The sequence below is a fragment of the Streptomyces sp. PSU-S4-23 genome (genome assembly GCF_055632315.1).
In genome coordinates this window covers 3,305,984-3,324,893 of sequence record NZ_JBVMUU010000002.1, presented here as the reverse complement: position 1 = coordinate 3,324,893, position 18,910 = coordinate 3,305,984, and the positions used below count along the sequence as shown (strand labels likewise).

General features: G+C 71.3%; 22 protein-coding genes, 1 tRNA gene and 1 pseudogene. 17 read left to right on the top strand and 7 right to left on the bottom strand.

Annotated features, from left to right (window positions below; translation table 11 throughout):
• Positions 1-4: 4 nt before the first annotated feature.
• The 7 genes from ACZ79I_RS15345 to ACZ79I_RS15315 all read left to right on the top strand — a co-directional run bounded on the left by ACZ79I_RS15345 (position 5) and on the right by ACZ79I_RS15315 (position 5,375).
• Positions 5-610 carry a DUF2017 domain-containing protein gene (locus ACZ79I_RS15345; protein WP_471497890.1) on the top strand — a complete coding sequence of 202 codons (606 nt, stop codon included), beginning with the start codon at positions 5-7 and terminating at the stop codon, positions 608-610.
• Positions 611-1,140: 530 nt separating this feature from the next.
• The gene (locus ACZ79I_RS15340; RefSeq protein WP_471497888.1) at positions 1,141-2,601 is read left to right on the top strand and encodes an amino acid permease; all 1,461 of its coding nucleotides are present in this window, start codon (positions 1,141-1,143) and stop codon (positions 2,599-2,601) included.
• A 131-nt stretch (positions 2,602-2,732) separates the two neighbouring features.
• A complete protein-coding gene (locus ACZ79I_RS15335) occupies positions 2,733-3,155 on the top strand; it encodes a M67 family metallopeptidase (protein ID WP_471497886.1) in 423 nt (140 codons plus the stop codon).
• 79 nt (positions 3,156-3,234) lie between these two features.
• Positions 3,235-3,330 (top strand): putative leader peptide, encoded by a 96-nt coding sequence (locus ACZ79I_RS15330; RefSeq protein ID WP_381088761.1) that lies wholly within the window; start codon positions 3,235-3,237, stop codon positions 3,328-3,330.
• Positions 3,331-3,446: 116 nt separating this feature from the next.
• Positions 3,447-3,725, top strand: coding sequence for a MoaD/ThiS family protein (locus tag ACZ79I_RS15325; protein WP_471497884.1), 279 nt, complete (start codon positions 3,447-3,449; stop codon positions 3,723-3,725).
• A 5-nt stretch (positions 3,726-3,730) separates the two neighbouring features.
• Positions 3,731-4,681 carry a PLP-dependent cysteine synthase family protein gene (locus ACZ79I_RS15320; protein ID WP_381088755.1) on the top strand — a complete coding sequence of 317 codons (951 nt, stop codon included), beginning with the start codon at positions 3,731-3,733 and terminating at the stop codon, positions 4,679-4,681.
• Between the two features lie 214 nt (positions 4,682-4,895).
• On the top strand, positions 4,896-5,375 hold the full coding sequence (locus tag ACZ79I_RS15315) for a hypothetical protein (protein ID WP_471497883.1): 480 nt from the start codon (positions 4,896-4,898) through the stop codon (positions 5,373-5,375).
• 15 nt (positions 5,376-5,390) lie between these two features.
• On the opposite strand, the gene ACZ79I_RS15310 is transcribed toward ACZ79I_RS15315, so the two are convergent.
• A complete protein-coding gene (locus tag ACZ79I_RS15310; protein WP_471497881.1) occupies positions 5,391-5,828 on the bottom strand; it encodes a type II toxin-antitoxin system PemK/MazF family toxin in 438 nt (145 codons plus the stop codon).
• Positions 5,829-6,099: 271 nt separating this feature from the next.
• On the opposite strand from ACZ79I_RS15310, the gene ACZ79I_RS15305 reads away from it, so the two are divergent.
• The gene (locus ACZ79I_RS15305) at positions 6,100-6,852 is read left to right on the top strand and encodes an MBL fold metallo-hydrolase (protein WP_471497879.1); all 753 of its coding nucleotides are present in this window, start codon (positions 6,100-6,102) and stop codon (positions 6,850-6,852) included.
• A 76-nt stretch (positions 6,853-6,928) separates the two neighbouring features.
• On the opposite strand, the gene ACZ79I_RS15300 is transcribed toward ACZ79I_RS15305, so the two are convergent.
• A complete protein-coding gene (locus ACZ79I_RS15300; RefSeq protein WP_471504975.1) occupies positions 6,929-8,140 on the bottom strand; it encodes a PTS transporter subunit EIIC in 1,212 nt (403 codons plus the stop codon).
• A 404-nt stretch (positions 8,141-8,544) separates the two neighbouring features.
• Here ACZ79I_RS15300 and ACZ79I_RS15295 point away from each other — a divergent pair, with 404 nt between their 5' ends.
• The 4 genes from ACZ79I_RS15295 to rdgB all read left to right on the top strand — a co-directional run bounded on the left by ACZ79I_RS15295 (position 8,545) and on the right by rdgB (position 10,834).
• Complete coding sequence (locus ACZ79I_RS15295) at positions 8,545-8,778, top strand: PTS sugar transporter subunit IIB (protein ID WP_471497877.1); 234 nt, start codon at positions 8,545-8,547, stop codon at positions 8,776-8,778.
• Between the two features lie 110 nt (positions 8,779-8,888).
• Positions 8,889-9,620, top strand: coding sequence for a ribonuclease PH (gene rph, locus ACZ79I_RS15290; protein WP_471497876.1), 732 nt, complete (start codon positions 8,889-8,891; stop codon positions 9,618-9,620).
• Positions 9,621-9,786: 166 nt separating this feature from the next.
• Complete coding sequence (locus ACZ79I_RS15285; RefSeq protein ID WP_471497874.1) at positions 9,787-10,185, top strand: hypothetical protein; 399 nt, start codon at positions 9,787-9,789, stop codon at positions 10,183-10,185.
• 46 nt (positions 10,186-10,231) lie between these two features.
• Positions 10,232-10,834: an RdgB/HAM1 family non-canonical purine NTP pyrophosphatase gene (rdgB, locus tag ACZ79I_RS15280; RefSeq protein ID WP_471497872.1), complete on the top strand. Its 603-nt coding sequence runs from the start codon at positions 10,232-10,234 to the stop codon at positions 10,832-10,834.
• A 55-nt stretch (positions 10,835-10,889) separates the two neighbouring features.
• Here rdgB and ACZ79I_RS15275 read toward each other — a convergent pair.
• From ACZ79I_RS15275 to ACZ79I_RS15260, 4 genes and pseudogenes are all read right to left on the bottom strand, one after another.
• Positions 10,890-10,973, bottom strand: a tRNA-Leu gene (locus ACZ79I_RS15275).
• Positions 10,974-10,999: 26 nt separating this feature from the next.
• Positions 11,000-11,083: pseudogene (locus ACZ79I_RS15270) on the bottom strand (HNH endonuclease); the annotation flags it as partial.
• Between the two features lie 112 nt (positions 11,084-11,195).
• On the bottom strand, positions 11,196-11,537 hold the full coding sequence (locus ACZ79I_RS15265; protein WP_360982313.1) for a GroES family chaperonin: 342 nt from the start codon (positions 11,535-11,537) through the stop codon (positions 11,196-11,198).
• Between the two features lie 43 nt (positions 11,538-11,580).
• Entirely contained in the window at positions 11,581-11,919 is a 339-nt protein-coding gene (locus ACZ79I_RS15260; RefSeq protein ID WP_471497870.1) for a DUF3618 domain-containing protein, read from the bottom strand.
• Between the two features lie 163 nt (positions 11,920-12,082).
• On the opposite strand from ACZ79I_RS15260, the gene bcp reads away from it, so the two are divergent.
• On the top strand, positions 12,083-12,550 hold the full coding sequence (gene bcp, locus ACZ79I_RS15255; RefSeq protein WP_471497868.1) for a thioredoxin-dependent thiol peroxidase: 468 nt from the start codon (positions 12,083-12,085) through the stop codon (positions 12,548-12,550).
• Between the two features lie 87 nt (positions 12,551-12,637).
• Here bcp and ACZ79I_RS15250 read toward each other — a convergent pair whose 3' ends face one another.
• Positions 12,638-15,049, bottom strand: coding sequence for a transglycosylase domain-containing protein (locus tag ACZ79I_RS15250; protein ID WP_471497866.1), 2,412 nt, complete (start codon positions 15,047-15,049; stop codon positions 12,638-12,640).
• Positions 15,050-15,251: 202 nt separating this feature from the next.
• Here ACZ79I_RS15250 and ACZ79I_RS15245 point away from each other — a divergent pair, with 202 nt between their 5' ends.
• The 4 genes from ACZ79I_RS15245 to ACZ79I_RS15230 are packed head-to-tail and all read left to right on the top strand — an operon-like array spanning position 15,252 to position 18,867.
• Positions 15,252-16,052, top strand: coding sequence for an ABC transporter permease (locus ACZ79I_RS15245; RefSeq protein WP_471497864.1), 801 nt, complete (start codon positions 15,252-15,254; stop codon positions 16,050-16,052).
• Positions 16,045-16,890 (top strand): ABC transporter permease, encoded by an 846-nt coding sequence (locus ACZ79I_RS15240; RefSeq protein ID WP_471497862.1) that lies wholly within the window; start codon positions 16,045-16,047, stop codon positions 16,888-16,890. The genes ACZ79I_RS15245 and ACZ79I_RS15240 overlap by 8 nt, the downstream gene beginning before the upstream one ends.
• Before the next feature lie 6 nt (positions 16,891-16,896).
• Positions 16,897-17,901 (top strand): ABC transporter ATP-binding protein, encoded by a 1,005-nt coding sequence (locus ACZ79I_RS15235; protein ID WP_471497860.1) that lies wholly within the window; start codon positions 16,897-16,899, stop codon positions 17,899-17,901.
• Positions 17,902-17,934: 33 nt separating this feature from the next.
• Positions 17,935-18,867, top strand: coding sequence for a DUF1707 SHOCT-like domain-containing protein (locus ACZ79I_RS15230; protein ID WP_471497858.1), 933 nt, complete (start codon positions 17,935-17,937; stop codon positions 18,865-18,867).
• Positions 18,868-18,910 lie beyond the last annotated feature (43 nt).

The following is an 18,910-nucleotide window of genomic DNA, read 5'->3' as shown; positions in this document are numbered from 1 at the left end:
CCTCATGCCAGGACACTTCGAACCGCTCACCGGCGGCGGCGCGGCCGTCGCGCTCGACGACGTCGAGATCTCGATCATCCGGTCGCTGGCCGTGCAGCTGCTGGAACTCATCGGGCCCGGCCCGGCCGAGAACGGCTCCGGCGACCCGCTCGCCGAACTGTTCGCCGAGGGTCCCAGTGAGCCGCCCTCCGACCCCGTGCTGCGCCGTCTGTTCCCGGACGCGTACGGCGGTCCCGGCGGTGAGTCCGCCTCGCCCGGGGAGGCCGAGGAACAGCGCGCGCACTCCGCCGAGTTCCGCCGCTTCACCGAGAACGACCTCCGTGCGCGCAAGCGTGAGAACGCCCTCGCGGTGATCCGCTCCCTGGACGCCCTGACCTCGGTGAACGAGGAGGGGGGCGTGCTCGAGCTCTCGCGCGGGGAGTCCGAGCAGTGGCTCGGCGCCCTGAACGACCTGCGGCTGGCGATCGGCTCGCGTCTGGAGGTCGTCGACGAGGACGACACCGACCACCTCTACGGTCTGCCGGACGAGGATCCGCGCAAACCGATGGTGATGGCGTATCTGTGGCTCGGCGGCCTCCAGGAGACGCTCATCACCACCCTGATGCCCTGACATCTGCGGACCTCGGGCGCCCGCCCGGCCCCCGTCCCGCGCCCGCCCGGCGGCGTGCGGTGTCCGTCGGGCGCCCGCCCGACGGCCGTCCCGCGCCAGCCCGGCGGCCGCCCGGGCTTCGTGCGGTCTCCACCCGGCGGTCGTGCGGCGCCCGTCCGACCCCGTCCCGCGCCCGCCGGCGGCCGTGCGGTGTCCGTCCGGCGGTCACGCGGCGATCATCCGGTGTTCGCTCAGAGGACGCTCAAATCCGGATAACGATCGCGTCACCGTTGTGGCCGTATTTGTCCGCTCAGGTCCTCCTCTGCCTGCTTCTTCCCGTGCCGTGCGTCACATGTCGCACGGCCGGTCCACGACGCGGCCGTGATACATCTTCACGACCGCCCGGCGGGACGCCACCCATGTTCCGCCGGGTGCGCCACCGAGCCGGCGGACCGCCGGCCAGGCACAGCTCCATCACATCCGGGGGGGACCGGAAAGCGGTCCGACGCCACGGGACTGGCTCGGACCGGCGTGGAGAAAGGCGCACCAACATGACCTCGTCGCAGGTCGGCAAGCACGACGGGCAGCACGACCGCAAGGGAGTCGTGGGCGGCGACGCCCCCGAGGAGGGGTACGAGCGCGGGCTCGGCAGCCGCCAGGTCCAGATGATCGCGATCGGCGGCGCCATCGGCGTCGGCCTCTTCCTGGGCGCCGGGGCGAACATCGCCAAGGCCGGGCCCAGCCTGATCGTCATGTACGCCCTCGCGGGCGCGATCGTGTTCTTCATCATGCGGGCGCTCGGCGAGCTGCTCCTGTACCGCCCGGTCTCGGGCTCCTTCGCGGAGTACTCCCGCGAGTTCCTCGGCCCGTTCTTCGGCTACTTCACCGGCTGGACGTACTGGCTGATGTGGGTGGTGACCGGCATGGCCGAGCTGACGGCCGCCGCGATCTACGTGCACTACTGGTTCCCGTCGATCCCGCAGTGGGTGACGGCACTGGTCTTCCTGGTGGTCCTGTTCGTGGCCAACCTGATCTCGGTGAAGCTGTTCGGCGAGATCGAGTTCTGGTTCTCGATGGTCAAGGTCACCGCGCTGGTCGGCATGATCGTGATCGGCCTGGGCGTGCTCACCTTCGGCTTCAGCGCCGCCGGCGACACCGCGTCGGTGGCCAACCTCTGGCAGTTCGACGGCTTCTTCCCGAAGGGCGTCGGCTCCTCGCTGATGACGCTGCAGGGCGTCATGTTCGCCTACCTCGCGGTGGAACTGGTCGGTGTCACGGCGGGCGAGTCCGAGAACCCGGAGAAGACCCTCCCGAAGGCGATCAACACCCTGCCCTGGCGCATCGCGCTCTTCTACGTCGGCGCCCTCACCGTCATCCTGTGCGTGGTGAAGTGGACGGAGTTCGCGCCCGGAGTGAGCCCGTTCGTCGAGGCGTTCGCGAAGATCGGCATCCCGGCCGGCGCGGCCATCGTCAACTTCGTGGTGCTGACCGCGGCCCTGTCCTCGTGCAACTCGGGCATGTACTCCACGGGCCGCATGCTGCGCACCCTCGCGGACAACGGCGAGGCCCCGAAGGGGTTCGGCCGGCTGTCGTCGTCGAAGACCCCGGCCCTCGGCATCACGGTCTCCGTCGCCTTCATGGGCATCGGCGTGATCCTCAACTACGTCGTCCCGGAGAAGGCGTTCGGCTACGTCACCTCGGTGGCCACCGCGGCCGGCATCTGGACCTGGCTGATGATCCTGTTCAGCCATGTCCGCTACCGCCGCGCGGTCGGCGCGGGCCGGCTGCCCGCCTCCTCCTTCCCGGCGCCGGGCGGTGCGGTGTCCAGCTGGATCGCGATCGTGTTCCTGTTCGTCGTCACCTGCCTGATCGCCTACGACGCGGACTCCCGGGTCTGCCTGTACGTCATGGCGGTGTGGGCGGCGGCGCTGGGCGGCGGCTGGGTGGCGCTGAGGGTGCGCAACCCGCAGGTCACCGAGCAGGGTGAGCGGGCGTTCGAGCGGGTCGGCTGAGCCACCGCGCACCGCGCCGCGGAGGCCGGGCCCGCGTGGCCCCTCGCCCAGGATGTCCGCCATGTGGGCCGCCCCGTACCACCCCTCGGTACGGGGCGGCCCCGCTCGATTGTCTGCTTATCCTGGCCAGCATGCTGACCATCACCCAGGCCCTCGTCGACCGGATCGTCGCCCACGCGCGCCAGGACCACCCCGACGAGGCATGCGGCGTCGTCGCGGGCCCGGCCGGCTCGGACCGCCCCGAGCGCTTCATCCCGATGCTGAACGCAGCCCGCTCCGCCACGTTCTACGAGTTCGACTCGGGAGACCTGCTCAAGCTCTACCGCGACATGGACGACCGCGACGAGGAGCCGATGATCATCTACCACTCGCACACCGCCACCGAGGCGTACCCGTCCAGGACGGACATCTCGTACGCCAACGAGCCCGGCGCCCACTACGTGCTGGTGTCGACCGCCGACGCGGACGACGCGGGTCCGTTCCAGTTCCGCTCCTTCAGGATCGTGGACGGCGAAGTGACGGAGGAGGAGGTCAAGGTGGTGGAGAGCTACTGATCCCGCAGTTCGGTCAGAGTTCATCCACCATGCGAGATCACACTCGGGGCACCGGGGTGGGAATCGATACGATGACCCCATGGTTCTCCACGACGTGAGCAAGAAGACGCCGGGCATGCTGCTCGTGGCGCGGCTGCACGTCGACCTGTGCAGGCTGAACAGCGCCATCTGTTGACGCCGACCTGCCGCCGTTCGGCCGTGAGCCGCGGCACCCCCGCGTACGACTAGGACTACGCTCCCGCGCCGCCGCGCGCCCACCGACCTGACTTCTTCCGACAGGAGCCCTCAACCATGGCCATCGAGGTCCGCATCCCCACCATCCTGCGCCAGTACACCGACGGGCAGAAGGCCGTCGACGGCAGTGGGGACACCCTCGCCGAGCTGTTCGCCGATCTCGAAAGCCGCCATGCGGGCATCCAGGCCCGCATCGTGGACGGCGGCGAGCTGCGCCGCTTCGTCAACGTCTACCTGAACGACGAGGACGTCCGCTTCCTCGACGGCATCAACACCAAGGTCGCCGACGGCGACAACGTGACGATCCTGCCGGCCGTGGCCGGCGGTATGGCCTGATCCCCATGAGGTACGACTCCCCGCTCGCCGCGGTCGGCAACACCCCCCTGGTGCGCCTGCCGCGGCTCTCGCCGTCCGACGACGTGCGCATCTGGGCCAAGCTGGAGGACCGCAACCCGACCGGCTCGGTCAAGGACCGCCCCGCGCTGTTCATGATCGAGCAGGCGGAGAAGGACGGCCGGCTGACCCCCGGCTGCACGATCCTGGAGCCCACCTCGGGCAACACCGGCATCTCCCTGGCGATGGCGGCGAAGCTCAAGGGCTACCGCATGGTGTGCGTGATGCCGGAGAACACCTCGCAGGAGCGCCGGGACCTGCTGGGCATGTGGGGCGCCGAGATCATCTCCAGCCCGGCCGCGGGCGGCTCGAACACGGCGGTGCGCGTCGCCAAGGAGCTGGCGGCCGAGCACCCGGACTGGGTGATGCTGTACCAGTACGGCAACCCGGACAACGCGGGCGCCCACTACGCCACCACCGGGCCCGAGATCCTCGCCGACCTCCCCTCCATCACGCACTTCGTGGCCGGACTCGGCACCACCGGCACGCTGATGGGCGTGGGCCGCTATCTGCGCGAGCACAAGCCCGATGTGAAGATCGTCGCGGCGGAACCGCGCTACGACGACCTGGTGTACGGCCTCAGGAACCTGGACGAGGGCTTCGTACCGGAGCTGTACGACGCGTCCGTGCTGACGACCCGCTTCTCGGTCGGCTCGGTGGACGCGGTGACCCGCACCCGCGAACTCCTCCAGCAGGAGGGCATCTTCGCGGGCGTCTCCACGGGTGCCGCCCTGCACGCGGCCATCGGCGTCGGCAGGAAGGCCGTCAAGGCGGGCGAGAGCGCCGACATCGTGTTCATCGTGGCCGACGGGGGCTGGAAGTACCTGTCGACCGGCGTCTACACGGCCGCCACGACGGAGGAGGCCATCGAGGCGGTGCAGGGGCAGCTCTGGGCGTAGGGCAGCTCTGGGTGTAGCGCGCTGACGCGCCGGGGCCCGGGGGCGGCAGCCCCCGGGCCCCGCCTCCGCCCCCGTGAGTGTCATGCCCATGCCTTGGTATGGGCCTCCGTCGCCCCGGCCCCCTCGCGGTCCGGGGGAGCGGAGGGGATCCTGATGTACAGGGGAAACGTCACATCGGCATCAGGGTCCGGGCACGGCAGAAAGGCGGCCACCCATGCGCCGTACGACGCTCCACCGTACGACCGGCCTCGCTCTCTCGGCGGTGATGCTCCTCCTCGCGGGCTGCGGCGCGCAGAACGGCGGCACGGGCCCCGGGAGCGGCACCGGCCCCGCGAGCGGCACGGCGGCGCCGTCCCCCACCCGCACGGCCGGGGACTGCACGGCCGGAGCCTCGCTCACCGCGGCGGACACCGGCCGCACCGTGTGCCTGACGGTGGGCGGGCAGCTCCGCCTCACGCTGGACGGCACCAAGGAGCGGCCCTGGACCCCCGTCACCGCCCGGGGCGGCGCGCTGAAGGCCATCAACGCCGGCTTCGTCATCCAGCCCGGCGACGCCGTCGCCGCGTTCGAGGCGGTGGCGCCCGGCACGGCACGGCTGACCGCGACCCGCCCCCTGTGCGCCGAGCGGCCCGGGCAGACGTCGTGCCAGGGCATCCAGCAGTGGACCGTCACGGTCGAGGTGATCCGGCCATGAGACGCCCCGGCCCCCTCAGCCCGCCAGATACCGCACCTGATCCCACAGCACGGGGTCCACCACGCCCACCCGCCGCCGGAAGTCCCACAGCGGTACATCGCGCAGCTCGTCCGTCTCCAGGAAGCCGGGCCGGCCCTCGGCATCGCCCACCGCTCCCGGAGGCAGCGCGATCACGCCCGGCCGCTCGTCGTGGTACCTGGTGGTGATCTCCGCCACCGTCGCGCTGTCCCCGCGCACCGTGAGCACCAGGCACGGCCGGTCCCTGCCGCCCGGCCGGTTCCCGTACGGCATGCTCGCCCACCAGATCTCGGCCGGCCGCGGATGCACCCGGGGGCGCCCCGGCGGCCGCCCGGACACCCGGCGGCGATGACCGCGCCCCCAGCCGTCCACCAGTGTCGCGACCAGCGCGAGCAGCACCACCGCGGCCAGCGCCAGCCACCAGGACGTGTCCATACCGACGACGGTACCGGCGGCCACGCCCCGACGCCCGCCCTGCCGGCCGTCACCCCTGACCGGTGCGCCGCGGGGCACGCGCCCCGGCGCGCGCCCCGCACGCCTCCGGTCCAGCCGAACCGGTGACAGGTCAGGTGAGTTCCCCCACAACGGCCCCTGGCGGAGGAGCGACCGGCCCTTTTGCGCCTTACGCTCGACGGACCGCACGACCCCCGTCAGCGTTTCCGTCCATGCCTTCTGCTATTCCTGCCAGCGCGGAGGTTCCAGCTTTATGAAGCTCACCGTCGTCGGCTGCTCGGGGTCGTTCCCGTCCGCGGAATCGGCCTGTTCGAGCTACCTCGTCGAGGCCGACGGCTTCCGGCTGCTTCTCGACATGGGCAATGGCGCCCTGGGCGAGCTGCAGCGCCACTGCGGTCTCTACGACCTCGACGCGATCTTCCTCAGCCATCTGCACGCCGACCACTGCATCGACATGCTCGGGTACTTCGTCGCGCGCTACTACCGCCACGACGGCGGCCGGGCCGACCCGATCCCGGTCTACGGCCCGGAGGGCACCGAGCAGCGCCTGACCACCGCCTACGCCGACACGCCCTCGGCCTCCTCGATGAGCGAGGTCTTCGACTTCCACACGGTCAAGCCGGGCACGTTCGAGATCGGCCCCTTCATCGTGCACACGGAACGTGTGGCCCACCCGGTGGAGGCGTACGGCATCCGGGTCGAGCACGGTGGCAGGGCACTCACGTACTCCGGCGACACGGGTGTGTGCGAGGGCCTGGTCGAACTCGCCCGTGACACGGACCTGTTCCTGTGCGAGGCCGCGTTCACCTACGGCAAGGAGAACATTCCGGACCTGCACCTCAACGGCCGCGAGGCCGGGGAGACGGCCGCCCGCGCCGGGGCCCGCCGCCTGGTCCTCACCCATATCCCCCCGTGGACGGACCCCCAGGTCAATCTGGCGGACGCCCGCGTCGCCTACGCCGGCCCGGTGGAGCTGGCGGTGCCGCGGGCCTCGTACGAGATCTGAGCGCGCACACGGCGCCGCCCGGACCGCCGAGCGGTCCGGGCGGCGCCGTTGCTCGGGCGTGCCGCCGCCGGCGGTGCTACTTGGCCTCCGCCTTCTGCAGCTCCGCGAGTTCCTCGTCGGACTCCCGGCCCGGCGTGGGCAGGTTGAACCTGATGATCGCGAAGCGGAAGACCGCGTAGTAGATCCCCGCGAAGCACAGACCCACCAGGACCAGGCCCCACGGGTTGGTCGCGATGCCGAGGTTCAGTCCGAAGTCGACCACGCCGGCCGAGAAACCGAAGCCGTCCTTCATGCCGAGTGCCCAGGTCAGCGCCATGGAGACGCCGGTGAGGACCGCGTGGATCGCGTACAGGACCGGCGCGATGAACATGAAGGTGAACTCGATCGGCTCGGTCACGCCGGTGACGAAGCTCGTCAGGGCGATGGAGAACATCATGCCGCCGACCACCTTGCGGCGCTCGGGCCGGGCGCAGTGCACGATGGCCAGGCAGGCCGCCGGGAGACCGAACATCATGATCGGGAAGAAGCCCGTCATGAACTGGCCGGCGCTCGGGTCGCCGGCGAGGAAGCGGCCGATGTCGCCGCTCTTGCCGTGGTAGTCGCCTGCCTGGAACCACGGGAACGAGTTCAGCAGGTGGTGCATGCCGATCGGGATGAGCGCACGGTTGGCGACGCCGAAGATACCGGCCCCGAGGGCGCCCGAACCCACCAGCCACTCACCGAAGTTGTGCAGCCCCGTGCCGAGGACGGGCCAGATGTAGCCGAAGACGATGCCGATGACCAGCCCCGCGAAGGCCGACAGGATCGGCACGAGCCGGCGGCCGCCGAAGAAGCCGGCCCAGTCCGGCAGCTTGGTGCGGTGGAAGCGCTGGTAGAGCAGGGCGACGACGATGCCCATCACCACACCGCCGAGGACCTTGGCGTCCACGGGCGCGTTCACCATGACGACCTTGCCGTCGACGGCCTGCGCCACCTTCGGCAGGTTCTTGTCGGTGAACGTGGCCAGCACGTTCTTGAAGACCAGGTAGCCGACGACCGCCGCGAGCGCCGTCGAACCGTCCGACTTCTTGGCGAAGCCGATCGCGATGCCGACGGCGAACAGCAGCGCCATGTTGTCGAGGATCGCGTTGCCGCCGGCCGCCATGAAGCCCGCGATCTTGGTGAGGAAGGAGGGGAAGGACGGGCGCCCCAGCATGTCGGTGTTGCCGAGGCGGACCAGGAGGGCGGCGGCGGGCAGGACCGCCACCGGCAGCATCAGGCTGCGGCCGATGCGCTGCAGAACAGCCATCGCGCCGGCGCCCTTCTTCTTCTCGGCCGCGGGGGCGGCGCTGAGCGTGGACACAACTTCCTCCAGTGGGCAAGGCGCCGCCCGGGGACAGGGGAAGAGGGACGGCGGCGTCTCCTATGTGCGACACGGCGGCGCACCCGGGACCGGGGCGGCCGCACGTGGTCTACACCACATGTGGTGTAGACCTGTTGTAGCACGGTGAAGGCGGGATAAGGAACCCGTCGTTTCTGTGGCCGCGGGCATAGGGGAAATAATGCCGCACTCCATGGCGAACACCCCCGGGCCGGGTTCCGGGCCCCTCCGGGGGCGGGGTGCGACCGGGATGGCCGCAGGGGTTTGGCGACCCTCCCCGCGGTGGTGTAGACCAGTTGGCGACACAGCGGTTCGGACCAGGGAGACAGGACATGGCCAGCAAGGCAGAGAAGATCGCCGCCGGGCTCGGCGGCATCGACAACATCGAGGAGATCGAGGGCTGCATCACCCGGCTCCGCACCGAGGTCGCCGACCCCTCGCTGGTCGACGAGGCCGCGCTGAAGGCCGCCGGCGCCCACGGCGTCGTCAAGATGGGCAGCGCGATCCAGGTCGTCATCGGCACGGACGCCGACCCGATCGCGGCGGAGATCGAAGACATGATGTGAGCCGCACCGGCCCCGCACCCCCACCGCGCCGGGCCGTGCGCGCAGGTGCGAGAGGGGGTCCCTCCCCCCGTGGAAGGGGCCCCTCCCGTGTATACGGCTAGGCTCGGGCCATGTCTCGAATCGACGGCCGCACCCCCGAACAGCTCCGCCCCATCACGATCGAGCGGGGCTGGAGCAAGCACGCCGAGGGCTCCGTCCTCGTCTCCTTCGGCGACACCAAGGTCTTCTGCACCGCCTCCGTCACCGAGGGCGTGCCGCGCTGGCGCAAGGGCGGCGGGGAGGGGTGGGTCACCGCCGAGTACGCCATGCTGCCCCGCTCCACCAACACCCGGGGCGACCGCGAGGCGGTCAAGGGCAAGATCGGCGGGCGTACGCACGAGATCAGCCGGCTCATCGGCCGCTCCCTGCGCGCCGTCGTCGACTACAAGGCCCTCGGCGAGAACACGATCGTCCTGGACTGCGACGTGCTCCAGGCGGACGGCGGCACCCGCACCGCCGCGATCACGGGCGCGTACGTCGCCCTCGCCGACGCGGTGGCCTGGGCGCAGCGCAAGAAGCTCGTGAAGGCGGGCCGGCAGCCGCTGACCGGCACGGTCTCGGCCGTCTCCGTCGGCATCGTGGGCGGCGTGCCGCTCCTGGACCTCTGCTACGAGGAGGACGTCCGCGCCGAGACCGACATGAACGTCGTCTGCACCGGCGACGGCCGTTTCGTGGAGGTGCAGGGCACGGCGGAGGCGGCGCCCTTCGACCGTGAGGAGCTGACCGCCCTGCTCGACCTGGCGGTCGCGGGCTGCGGCCGGCTGGCGGCGGTCCAGAACGCGGCGCTGGAGGCAACCGCGTAGCGCCTTCCGGCGTTTTCAGGGATAGTCGCGTGGCTGACGCGGCGGGCGCGCGGACACCACCGTGCGCCCGCCCGCGGCCTCGTACGACCATCGACACCTCGGGCGAGCCGGACCGGCCGGCGCGTCCGCGGAACCGTGCAGCACCGTCAACGGGAGGAACCGTTCCATGGCCGCGCGCCACCGCCGACGCACCGTCACCGCCGTGTTCGCCGCCGTCGCCGTACTCGCCGCCGTGGGCGCGAGTTCCGGCTGCGACGCCGTCAACAAGGCGATCGACTGCGTACAGACCGCCGATGCGATAGCCGACAGCGTCACCGACCTCCAGCAGGCCGTCGAGAACGCGGCCAACGATCCGACACAGACCGACGCGTCCCTCGACTCCATCGAACGGAACCTGGACAAGATCGGCGACAAGACGGACAACGTCGACGTCAACAAGGCGGTCGACGACCTCCGCAAGGCCGTCGGGAACGTCCGCGACGCCGTCAAGAACGGCGACAAGACCCCCGACGTCGGCCCGGTGACGGACGCGGCGGGGGAGCTGACGAAGGTGTGCACCTCGTAAGGGGGAGGGCGCGGCGGACGGTGGCGCGGCACGGATACTGGTGGGCATGACCCGCCTGATCCTCGCCACGCGCAACGCCGGAAAGCTCGCCGAACTGAAGGCGATCCTCGCCGACGCGGGCCTCCCGCACGACCTGGTCGGCGCGGACGCCTACCCCGACATCCCCGACGTCAAGGAGACGGGCGTCACCTTCGCCGAGAACGCCCTCCTGAAGGCCCGCGCCCTGGCCGAGGCGACGGGCCTGCCCGCAGTGGCCGACGACTCGGGCCTGTGCGTCGACGTCCTGAACGGCGCGCCGGGCATCTTCTCGGCACGCTGGGCGGGCAGGCACGGCGACGACAAGGCGAACCTGGAGCTGCTCCTGGCCCAGCTCGCGGACATCGACGACGCCCACCGGGGCGCCCACTTCGCCTGCGCGGCCGCACTGGCGCTGCCCGACGGCACGGAACGGGTGGTCGAGGGGCGGCTGCGCGGCACGCTGCGCCACGCCCCGACCGGGACCAACGGCTTCGGCTACGACCCGATCCTCCAGCCGGAGGGCGAGCTGCGGACCTGCGCGGAGCTGACGCCCGAGGAGAAGAACGCGATCAGCCACCGGGGGCAGGCGTTCCGGGCGTTGGTGCCGGTGATGCGGGAACTGCTCGGCTGAGACAGCGCACGAGAACGGCCCACGCGTCGATACTTCGACTCGCAGGCCGTCTGTGTGCGGCGGAAGGGATTCGAACCCTCAAGCCCGATCAAGGGCCACAGATCCTAAGTCTGCTGCGTCGCCATTGCGCCACCGCCGCCGGCTGCGCCCAATCGTACCGGGAGTCGTTTGCCGCCTTCTGCCTCCCCTGCACCACGAGCCTGTGATCGCGTGGCAGTTGGGGCACGGAAGCCGTGGGTTCTCGCGGCGGCGACGGGTACGGCTGGGCGTGGACGTCTCACGCTCCGAGCGCGAGGCTGTGACGAAGAGGCATGCGAAAGGGGCTGGCGACGAGGTCACCAGCCCCAATTCCCGGTCTGGCCTACAAGTACAGGCCCGTGGAATCCTCCGACCCCTCGAAGCGGTCCGCCGCCACGGCGTGCAGATCGCGTTCGCGCATCAGGACGTACGCGATCCCGCGCACCTCGACCTCTGCCCGGTCCTCCGGGTCGTACAGGACCCGGTCACCCGGCTCCACGGTCCGTACGTTCTGCCCGACCGCGACGACCTCGGCCCAGGCGAGGCGCCGGCCGACGGCCGCGGTCGCGGGGATCAGGATGCCGCCGCCCGACCTGCGCTCGCCCTCGGCGGCGTCCTGCCGCACCAGCACGCGGTCGTGCAGCATCCGGATCGGCAACTTGTCGTGGTGGGTCTTCTCGCTCACACCCCGAACCTACCTGCCTTCGACGGCTTCGTGCGCGGCCGGGTCAGCCCCTGCGCCGCCGGGAGCCCAGGGCGAGCAGCCCGACGACCCCGACCGCGATCAGTGCCACGGGCACGATGCGCTCCAGGCGCGGCGTGCCCTCCTGCGTGACCAGCTGCCCCTTCACCTGGCTGACGACCTGGTTGGCCCGGACGTAAGCGCGCCCGAACGTGTGGTCGACCTGGGAGACGATCTTGGCTTTGGCGTCCCCGGCGATCGTCTTCGGGTGCACCCGGACGCCGATCTCGTCGAGCGTCTCGGCCAGCGTTTCGCGGCGGCGCTTGATGTCCGCCTCGATCTGCGCCGGAGTCCTGGTGTCCGGTGTGCTCGACGTGTCCGCCACCGTGCTTCCTCCGTGGTCGTGTGCGACGTGTTCCGCGTATTCCCGCGTCTGTGGTCGACAGTCTGTCAGCTCGGCGCGGAGCGCACCCCCGCGGCACCCCTATGGGGGTCCGGAAGGGGATTAGGCTCGTCGGGTAACCCGCCCCTTGCCCTGTGAGGTACCGATGAGCGAGCGACTCCAGCCCGGCGACCCCGCCCCCGACTTCACCCTGCCGGACGCGGACGGCAACGAGGTCTCCCTGGCCGACCACAGGGGACGCAAGGTCGTCGTGTACTTCTACCCGGCCGCGCTCACCCCGGGCTGCACCAAGCAGGCGTGCGACTTCACGGACAACCTGGAGCTGCTGGCGGGCGCGGGCTACGACGTCATCGGGATCTCCCCCGACAAGCCGGAGAAGCTGGCGAAGTTCCGCGAGAAGGAGCGGCTGAGGGTCACGCTCCTCGCCGACCCCGACAAGAAGGTCCTGGACGCGTACGGCGCCTTCGGCGAGAAGAAGCTGTACGGGAAGACGACCGTCGGCGTCATCCGCTCCACGGTGATCGTGGACGAGGAGGGCAAGGTCGAGCGCGCGCTGTACAACGTGAGGGCGACGGGGCACGTGGCGAAGATCATCAAGGATCTGGGGATCTGAGCCGCTGCCTCCCACGGGAAACGGCCCACGCCGGACCGGTCCGACGCGGGCCGTTCGGGGCCGCGTGCCGCCCCTGTGGGTCGGTGCCTATGACCACCGGCCCGGCGCGGCCAGGAGCCCCGTCGTCGTGCCGCCCGTCGAGGTGCCGGACCCCGTGGTCCCCCCGGACCCGGTCGTGCCGCCCGTGTCGGTCGTGCCGCCGGACCCGGTCGTGCCGCCCGTGGTCGTCGTCCCGCCCGTGGTCGTGGTGCCGCCGGTGTCGGTCGTCCCCCCGGACCCGGTGGTGCCCCCGGTGTCGGTGGTGCCGCCCGTTCCGGGCGTGCCGCCGGTGGTCTGCCCCAGGCTCTGGCCCTGGTCCTGGCCGGGCGTGGGCGGGGTGCTCGTGGTGCCGCCGTTGTCCTGGGCGCCGGGGCCGCCCGGCGACTCGGTCGCGGGGCTCGTGGGCGGCTCCACGACCTGGTCGGCACCGTCCTGGAGGCGCAGGTCGAAGTCCTTGACCGGCTTGCCCTTCAGGGCCGCCTTCGTGAACTGGGCCCAGATCCGGGCGGGCGCGCCCCCGCCGTTGACGCGGGCCTCGCCCATCGCACCGTACAGCGACTTGTGCTTGCCGGTGTCCGGGTCCTGCCCCATCACCGAGACCACCGTCGCCAGCTGCGGGGTGTAGCCCGCGAACCAGGCCGCCTGGTCCTCCTCCGCTGTGCCCGTCTTGCCGGCGGCGGGCCGCCCGGCGGCCTGCGCCGCGGTCGCGGTGCCGTTGTCCACCACGCTCTGCAGGACCGCCGTGGTGGTGTCGGCCGCCTCGCGGCTCACCACCTGCTCCGCCCGCCGCTGCGGCAGCGGCACGTCGTCCGTGCCGTCCTTGGAGATCTTCTCGACGAGCGTGTACGTGCCGTGCCTGCCGTGGTTGGCGAGCGTCGCGTACGCCTCCGCCATGTCGAGGACGCTCGCGGTGGCCGTGCCGAGCGCGATCGACGGGTACGGCTTGAGGTCGGGGGTGTTCCCGGGCACCCCGAGGGCGACCGCGGTCTCCTTGACCCGGGACGGGCCGACGTCCACCGCCATCTGCGCGTACACCGCGTTCACCGACTTGTCCGTGGCCCTGCGGACGGTGATCGGGCCGTAGGAGACGTTGTCCTCGTTCTCGGGCGCGTACGCCCCGCCGCTCCAGCCCTGCACCGGGCGCTTGTCCGTGCCGTCGTACACCGTGTTCGGGGTGATCGTGACGCCGTCCTGGGTCCGGGAGGCGTTCTGCACGGCCGAGGTGAACACGAACGGCTTGAACGTGGAACCGACCTGGTAGTCGCGGCGGGTCGCGTTGTTGACGTACTGCTTGGTGTAGTCGATGCCGCCGTACATCGCGACGACCTCGCCGGTCGTGGGGTCGACGGCGACGCCGCCCGCGCGGACATAGCGGTCGACCTTGCGGTTCTTCTTGTCGAGGCGGGACATCACCTGGTCGTCGACGGCCTTGACGAAGGCGTCCTGCCGGGGCTTCTGCAGGGTGGTGGTGATGCGGTAGCCGCCGGTGGCCAGGGTGTCCTCGTCGATGATCTTGTTGGTGGCGAGGTAGTCCTTGATCGCCTGGACCAGGTAGCCGCGCTGGCCGGACATGCCGGCCGCGAACACCTGCTGGCGGGGCGCGGGGAACGTCACCTTCGCCCGCTGGGCCGGGCTCAGCCAGTGCTTCGTGACCATGCCGTCGAGGACGTAGTTCCAGCGGGCCAGGGCGGCCGTCCTGTTCTCGGGGTGCGCGATCACGTCGTACTCGCTCGGCGCGTTCACCAGCGCCGCGAGGTAGGCGCCCTGACCGACCGTGAGGTCCTTCGCGTCGACGCCGTAGTACGCCTGCGCCGCGGCCTGGATGCCGTAGGCGTTGCGGCCGAAGTAGCTGGTGTTGAGGTAGCCCTCCAGGATGTCGTCCTTGCTCTTCTCGCGGTCCAGCTTGATCGCGATGAAGAACTCCTTCACCTTCCGCGTGACGGTCTGCTCCTGCCCCAGGTAGTAGTTCTTCACATACTGCTGGGTGATCGTCGAACCGGACTGCCTGCCCTTGCCGGTTGCCGTGTTCCAGCCCGCCCGGATCATCGCCTTCGGGTCGATCGCGGACTCGGAGTAGAAATCGCGGTCCTCGGCTGCGAGCACCGCGTGCTGGGCGTCCTTGGAGATCCGGGCGAGCGCCACGTTCTCCCGGTTGACCGAGCCGTCCCGGGCCAACTCGCTGCCGTCCGCGTACAGATACACGTTGCTCTGCTTGGTCGCCGCCGCGTTCGCCGGCGGGATCTTGACCATGTAGTAGCCGAGCGCGAAGAGGCCGATCAGGAGCAGGACCACGACGACGAAGGTGCCGAGCACCATCCGCCAGGTCGGGATCAGCCGGCGCCACCCGGTGCGCCCGGGCCGCTTCGGCTTCCCACCGGGCAGCGGCCCGGGAACCGCGGGCTGCGGATCTCCGGACGCCCCTGCCGGGCTGCTCTGCTGCGGCTGCGGCTCGTCGCTCATCGTGGTGCCGGACTCCCGTTTCGCCTCGTACGTTCCCGTACGCCCTCGTACGCCATCTGCGTCCCCCGATGAAGACTGTCGCACCATGCGTTCCGTTCCCGGCACGGCGGCGTGTCGTGCGGGAAAAACGTGTGGTACGCCACTTCCTCCGCGCGTTAGGCTCCTGCGCTTCGGCCCGGCACGCCTCGAAGGAGGGTTTCCCGTGGGGACAGGGCGGTTGTACGCCGCCGTCGCCGCCGGTGGTTTCCGGCGGTACGCGACCTACCGGACCGCGACCGCGGCGGGGGTGTTCACCAACACAGTCTTCGGGTTGATCCTGGCATACACCTACATAGCCCTGTGGCACGAGCGACCCCACCTCGGGGGGTACGACGAGGCACAGGCGTTGACGTACGTGTGGATCGGGCAGGCGCTGCTCGTGGTGGTCTCCGTGATGGGCGGCGGCTTCGAGGACGAGCTGATGGAGCGCATCCGCACCGGCGACATCGCGGTCGACCTGTACCGGCCCGCCGACCTCCAACTGTGGTGGCTGGCCGCCGACCTGGGCAGGGGCCTGTTCCAGCTGCTGGCCCGGGGCGCGGTCCCGATGGCGGCCGGCGCGCTCCTCTTCCCGCTCGCGCTGCCCACCCGCCCATGGGCCTGGGCGGCCTTCCTGGTCGCGGTCGTGCTCGGCACCGTGGTGAGCTTCGCGATCCGCTTCCTGGTCGCGCTCAGCGCGTTCTGGCTGCTGGACGGCTCGGGTGTGGCCCAGATCTCCTGGATCACGGCGACGTTCTGCTCGGGAATACTGCTGCCGCTCAACGTCTTCCCGGGCGCGCTCGGCGAGATCGTGCGCGCCCTGCCCTGGGCGTCGCTGATCCAGGCACCCGCGGACGTCCTGCTGGGCACGGCGGACCCGGTGGCCGTCTACGCCCGCCAACTCGCCTGGGCCGCCGCGCTGCTGGCGGCCGGGCGGATGCTCCAGTCGGCGGCGACCCGGCGGGTGGTGGTCCAGGGTGGCTGAGACGGCGTACCGGGGTGTGCGGGCGTACGGGCGCGTGCGGGAGGGCCTGCGCGCCTACCGGCTGATCACCGCCATGTGGATCCGCTCCACGATGGCCTACCGCGCCTCCTTCGTGATGACGACCCTCGGCAACTTCGCGGCGACCGCGCTGGACTTCGTCGCCATCCTGCTGATGTTCTCGCGGGTCGACGTGCTCGGCGGCTACCGGCTGCCCGAAATCGCCTTCCTGTACGGCCTCTCCGCGACCGCCTTCGGGCTCGCGGACCTCGCCATCGGCTCCATGGACCGGCTGGGGCGGCGGGTGCGCGACGGCACCCTGGACACCCTCCTGGTGCGCCCCGCGCCCGTCCTCGCGCAGGTCGCCGCGGACCGTTTCGGGCTGCGCAGGCTCGGCCGGGTCACCCAGGGGGCCTGCGTCCTCGGCTATGCCGTCGCCGCGCTCGACGTCGCCTGGACCCCCCTGAAGGCGGTGATGGTTCCGATGATGCTGCTCAGCGGCAGCGTGATCTTCTGCGCCGTGTTCGTGGCGGGCGGGGCCTTCCAGTTCGTCGCGCAGGACGCCTCCGAGGTGCAGAACGCGTTCACCTACGGCGGCACCACCCTGCTGCAGTACCCGCCGACGGTCTTCGCGAAGGAACTGGTGCGCGGGGTGACCTTCGTGCTGCCGCTCGCTTTCGTCAACTGGCTGCCCGCGCTGTACGTGCTGGGGCGGCCCTATCCGCTCGACCTGCCGGTCTGGTTCGCCTTCGCCCCGCCGCTCGTCGCGGCGGGCTGCTGCGCACTGGCGGGGCTGGCCTGGCGTGCGGGACTGCGTTCGTACCGGAGCACGGGGAGCTGAGGGCCCATGACGAGTGGCTTCATCGAGGTGGACCGGGTGGAGAAGGTCTTCGACGTGCGCAAGAGGACCGGATTCCTGAAGAGCGAGCGGCGGCGGGTGCGGGCCGTCGACTCGATCTCCTTCACCGTGGCGCGCGGTGAGATGGTCGGCTACATCGGCCCGAACGGAGCCGGGAAGTCCACCACGATCAAGATGCTGACCGGGATCCTCACCCCGAGCGGCGGCCGGCTGCGCGTCGCGGGGATCGACCCCGCGCGCGAGCGGACGCGGCTCGCGCAGCGCATCGGCGTGGTGTTCGGGCAGCGCACGACCCTGTGGTGGGACCTTCCGCTGATCGACTCCTACCGGCTGGTGCACCGTATGTACCGCATCCCGGACGGGCGTTACCGCGACAACCTCGACCGCTGCGTCGAACTCCTCGAACTGGGCGGGCTGCTGGACGTGCCGGTCCGTCAGCTCTCGCTGGGGCAGCGGATGCGGGGCGACATCGCGGCGGCGCTGCTGCACGACCCCGAGGTGCTGTACCTGGACGAGCCGACCATCGGCCTCGACGTGTTCTCCAAGGCCAGGGTGCGCGGCTTCCTGCGGGACCTGAACGCCGAGCGCGGCACCACCGTCCTGCTGACCACGCACGATCTGCAGGACATCGAGCAGTTGTGCTCGCGGGTGATGGTCATCGACCACGGGCGCCTGATGTACGACGGTCCGCTCGCCGGGCTGCACGAGGTGGGCGAGAGCGAGCGCACCCTGGTCGTCGACCTGGAGCGGGAGCTCCCGCCGATCGAGGTGGCGCACGCGCGCGTGGTACGGGTCGAGGGGCCGCGGCAGTGGCTCGCCTTCCCGGCGTCGCGGTCGGCGGCCCCGCTGGTGGCGCACATCGCCGCGCAGTACCCGCTGGTGGACCTGTCGGTGCGGGAGCCGGACATCGAGGCCGTGATCGCGAAGATGCTCCGGACCCGCGAGGACGCCCCGCAGTCCCCGCCGGGGCAGGCGGAGCGGGCGGTCTCGTAGCCGTCGGCGCGGCGAACTCGTAGGCTGACGCCCATGACCGACGCTGTGTCTTCCGGGGGAAGCGACGGCCGGCGGCCGGCGCCGTGGGATCCCGGCACCCCCGTTCCGGAGTTGCGTGCCTCCGACGCCGATCGTGAACGAGTCGCGGAGGTCCTGCGGGACGCCCTCGCGGAGGGCCGTCTCGACATGGAGGAGTTCGAGGAGCGGCTGGAGGCCGCCTACAAGGCGCGCACGTACGGGGAACTCGCCCCGATCACCCGGGACCTGCCGTCGGAGGGTGTCACGGCGCCGTCCGTGTCCCTGCGCAAGGAGCCCGAGCCGGGCGGGCCCTGGGCGGAGCGCATCCTCGGCGGCGAGGGCTCGTCCACGGGGGCCGTCGCCGTCATGTCCGGCTTCCAGCGCAAGGGCCGCTGGACGGTGCCCAAGCGGTTCACCTGCTTCGCCTTCTGGGGCGGCGGCGAGCTCGACCTCAGGGAGGCGAACTTCGCGGACCGCGAGGTCGAGATCAACTGCGTCGCGATCATGGGCGGGGTGAACATCATCGTGCCGCCCGGGGTCGAGGTCGTCGTGCGCGGCATGGGGATCATGGGCGGCTTCGACCAGCGCGAGGACGGTGTGCCGGGCGAGCCGGGCGCGCCGCGCGTGGTCGTCACCGGGTTCGCGTTCTGGGGCGGGGTGGCCGTCGAGCGCAAGCTGACCCGCGCCGAGCGGCAGCGGCTGAAGGAGGAGCGCCGCCGGGAGAAGCTGGACCGCAAGGCCACCCGCAAGGAACTGCACGGCTCCCCGGCGGAGGCCCTGCTCGACATGCACGACGCCCACCTGGAGGCCCTGGAGGCGCACCGCGAGCTGATGCGTGAACGGGTCGAGGAGCGCAGGGAGCGGCACCAGGAGCGCCGCGAGGCGCAGCGGGAGCGCCGGGAGGCCCGACGCGAGGAGCGCGACCGGCGACGGCACCGGGGCTACTGACGCCGTGACCGGCGGGGCACGGGACGGCTGCCGCCTTGGCCCG

Coding starts and splice junctions, on each gene's coding strand:
- ACZ79I_RS15345 (WP_471497890.1), top strand. CDS start 5: ATGCCAGGACACTTCGAACCGCTCACCGGCGGCGGCGCGGCCGTCGCG.
- ACZ79I_RS15310 (WP_471497881.1), bottom strand. CDS start 5,828: ATGGACACGTCCTGGTGGCTGGCGCTGGCCGCGGTGGTGCTGCTCGCG.
- ACZ79I_RS15315 (WP_471497883.1), top strand. CDS start 4,896: ATGCGCCGTACGACGCTCCACCGTACGACCGGCCTCGCTCTCTCGGCG.
- ACZ79I_RS15325 (WP_471497884.1), top strand. CDS start 3,447: ATGGCCATCGAGGTCCGCATCCCCACCATCCTGCGCCAGTACACCGAC.
- ACZ79I_RS15230 (WP_471497858.1), top strand. CDS start 17,935: ATGACCGACGCTGTGTCTTCCGGGGGAAGCGACGGCCGGCGGCCGGCG.
- ACZ79I_RS15300 (WP_471504975.1), bottom strand. CDS start 8,140: ATGGCTGTTCTGCAGCGCATCGGCCGCAGCCTGATGCTGCCGGTGGCG.
- ACZ79I_RS15330 (WP_381088761.1), top strand. CDS start 3,235: ATGGTTCTCCACGACGTGAGCAAGAAGACGCCGGGCATGCTGCTCGTG.
- ACZ79I_RS15295 (WP_471497877.1), top strand. CDS start 8,545: ATGGCCAGCAAGGCAGAGAAGATCGCCGCCGGGCTCGGCGGCATCGAC.
- rdgB (WP_471497872.1), top strand. CDS start 10,232: ATGACCCGCCTGATCCTCGCCACGCGCAACGCCGGAAAGCTCGCCGAA.
- ACZ79I_RS15235 (WP_471497860.1), top strand. CDS start 16,897: ATGACGAGTGGCTTCATCGAGGTGGACCGGGTGGAGAAGGTCTTCGAC.
- bcp (WP_471497868.1), top strand. CDS start 12,083: ATGAGCGAGCGACTCCAGCCCGGCGACCCCGCCCCCGACTTCACCCTG.
- ACZ79I_RS15340 (WP_471497888.1), top strand. CDS start 1,141: ATGACCTCGTCGCAGGTCGGCAAGCACGACGGGCAGCACGACCGCAAG.
- ACZ79I_RS15250 (WP_471497866.1), bottom strand. CDS start 15,049: ATGAGCGACGAGCCGCAGCCGCAGCAGAGCAGCCCGGCAGGGGCGTCC.
- ACZ79I_RS15335 (WP_471497886.1), top strand. CDS start 2,733: ATGCTGACCATCACCCAGGCCCTCGTCGACCGGATCGTCGCCCACGCG.
- ACZ79I_RS15305 (WP_471497879.1), top strand. CDS start 6,100: ATGAAGCTCACCGTCGTCGGCTGCTCGGGGTCGTTCCCGTCCGCGGAA.
- rph (WP_471497876.1), top strand. CDS start 8,889: ATGTCTCGAATCGACGGCCGCACCCCCGAACAGCTCCGCCCCATCACG.
- ACZ79I_RS15320 (WP_381088755.1), top strand. CDS start 3,731: ATGAGGTACGACTCCCCGCTCGCCGCGGTCGGCAACACCCCCCTGGTG.
- ACZ79I_RS15285 (WP_471497874.1), top strand. CDS start 9,787: ATGGCCGCGCGCCACCGCCGACGCACCGTCACCGCCGTGTTCGCCGCC.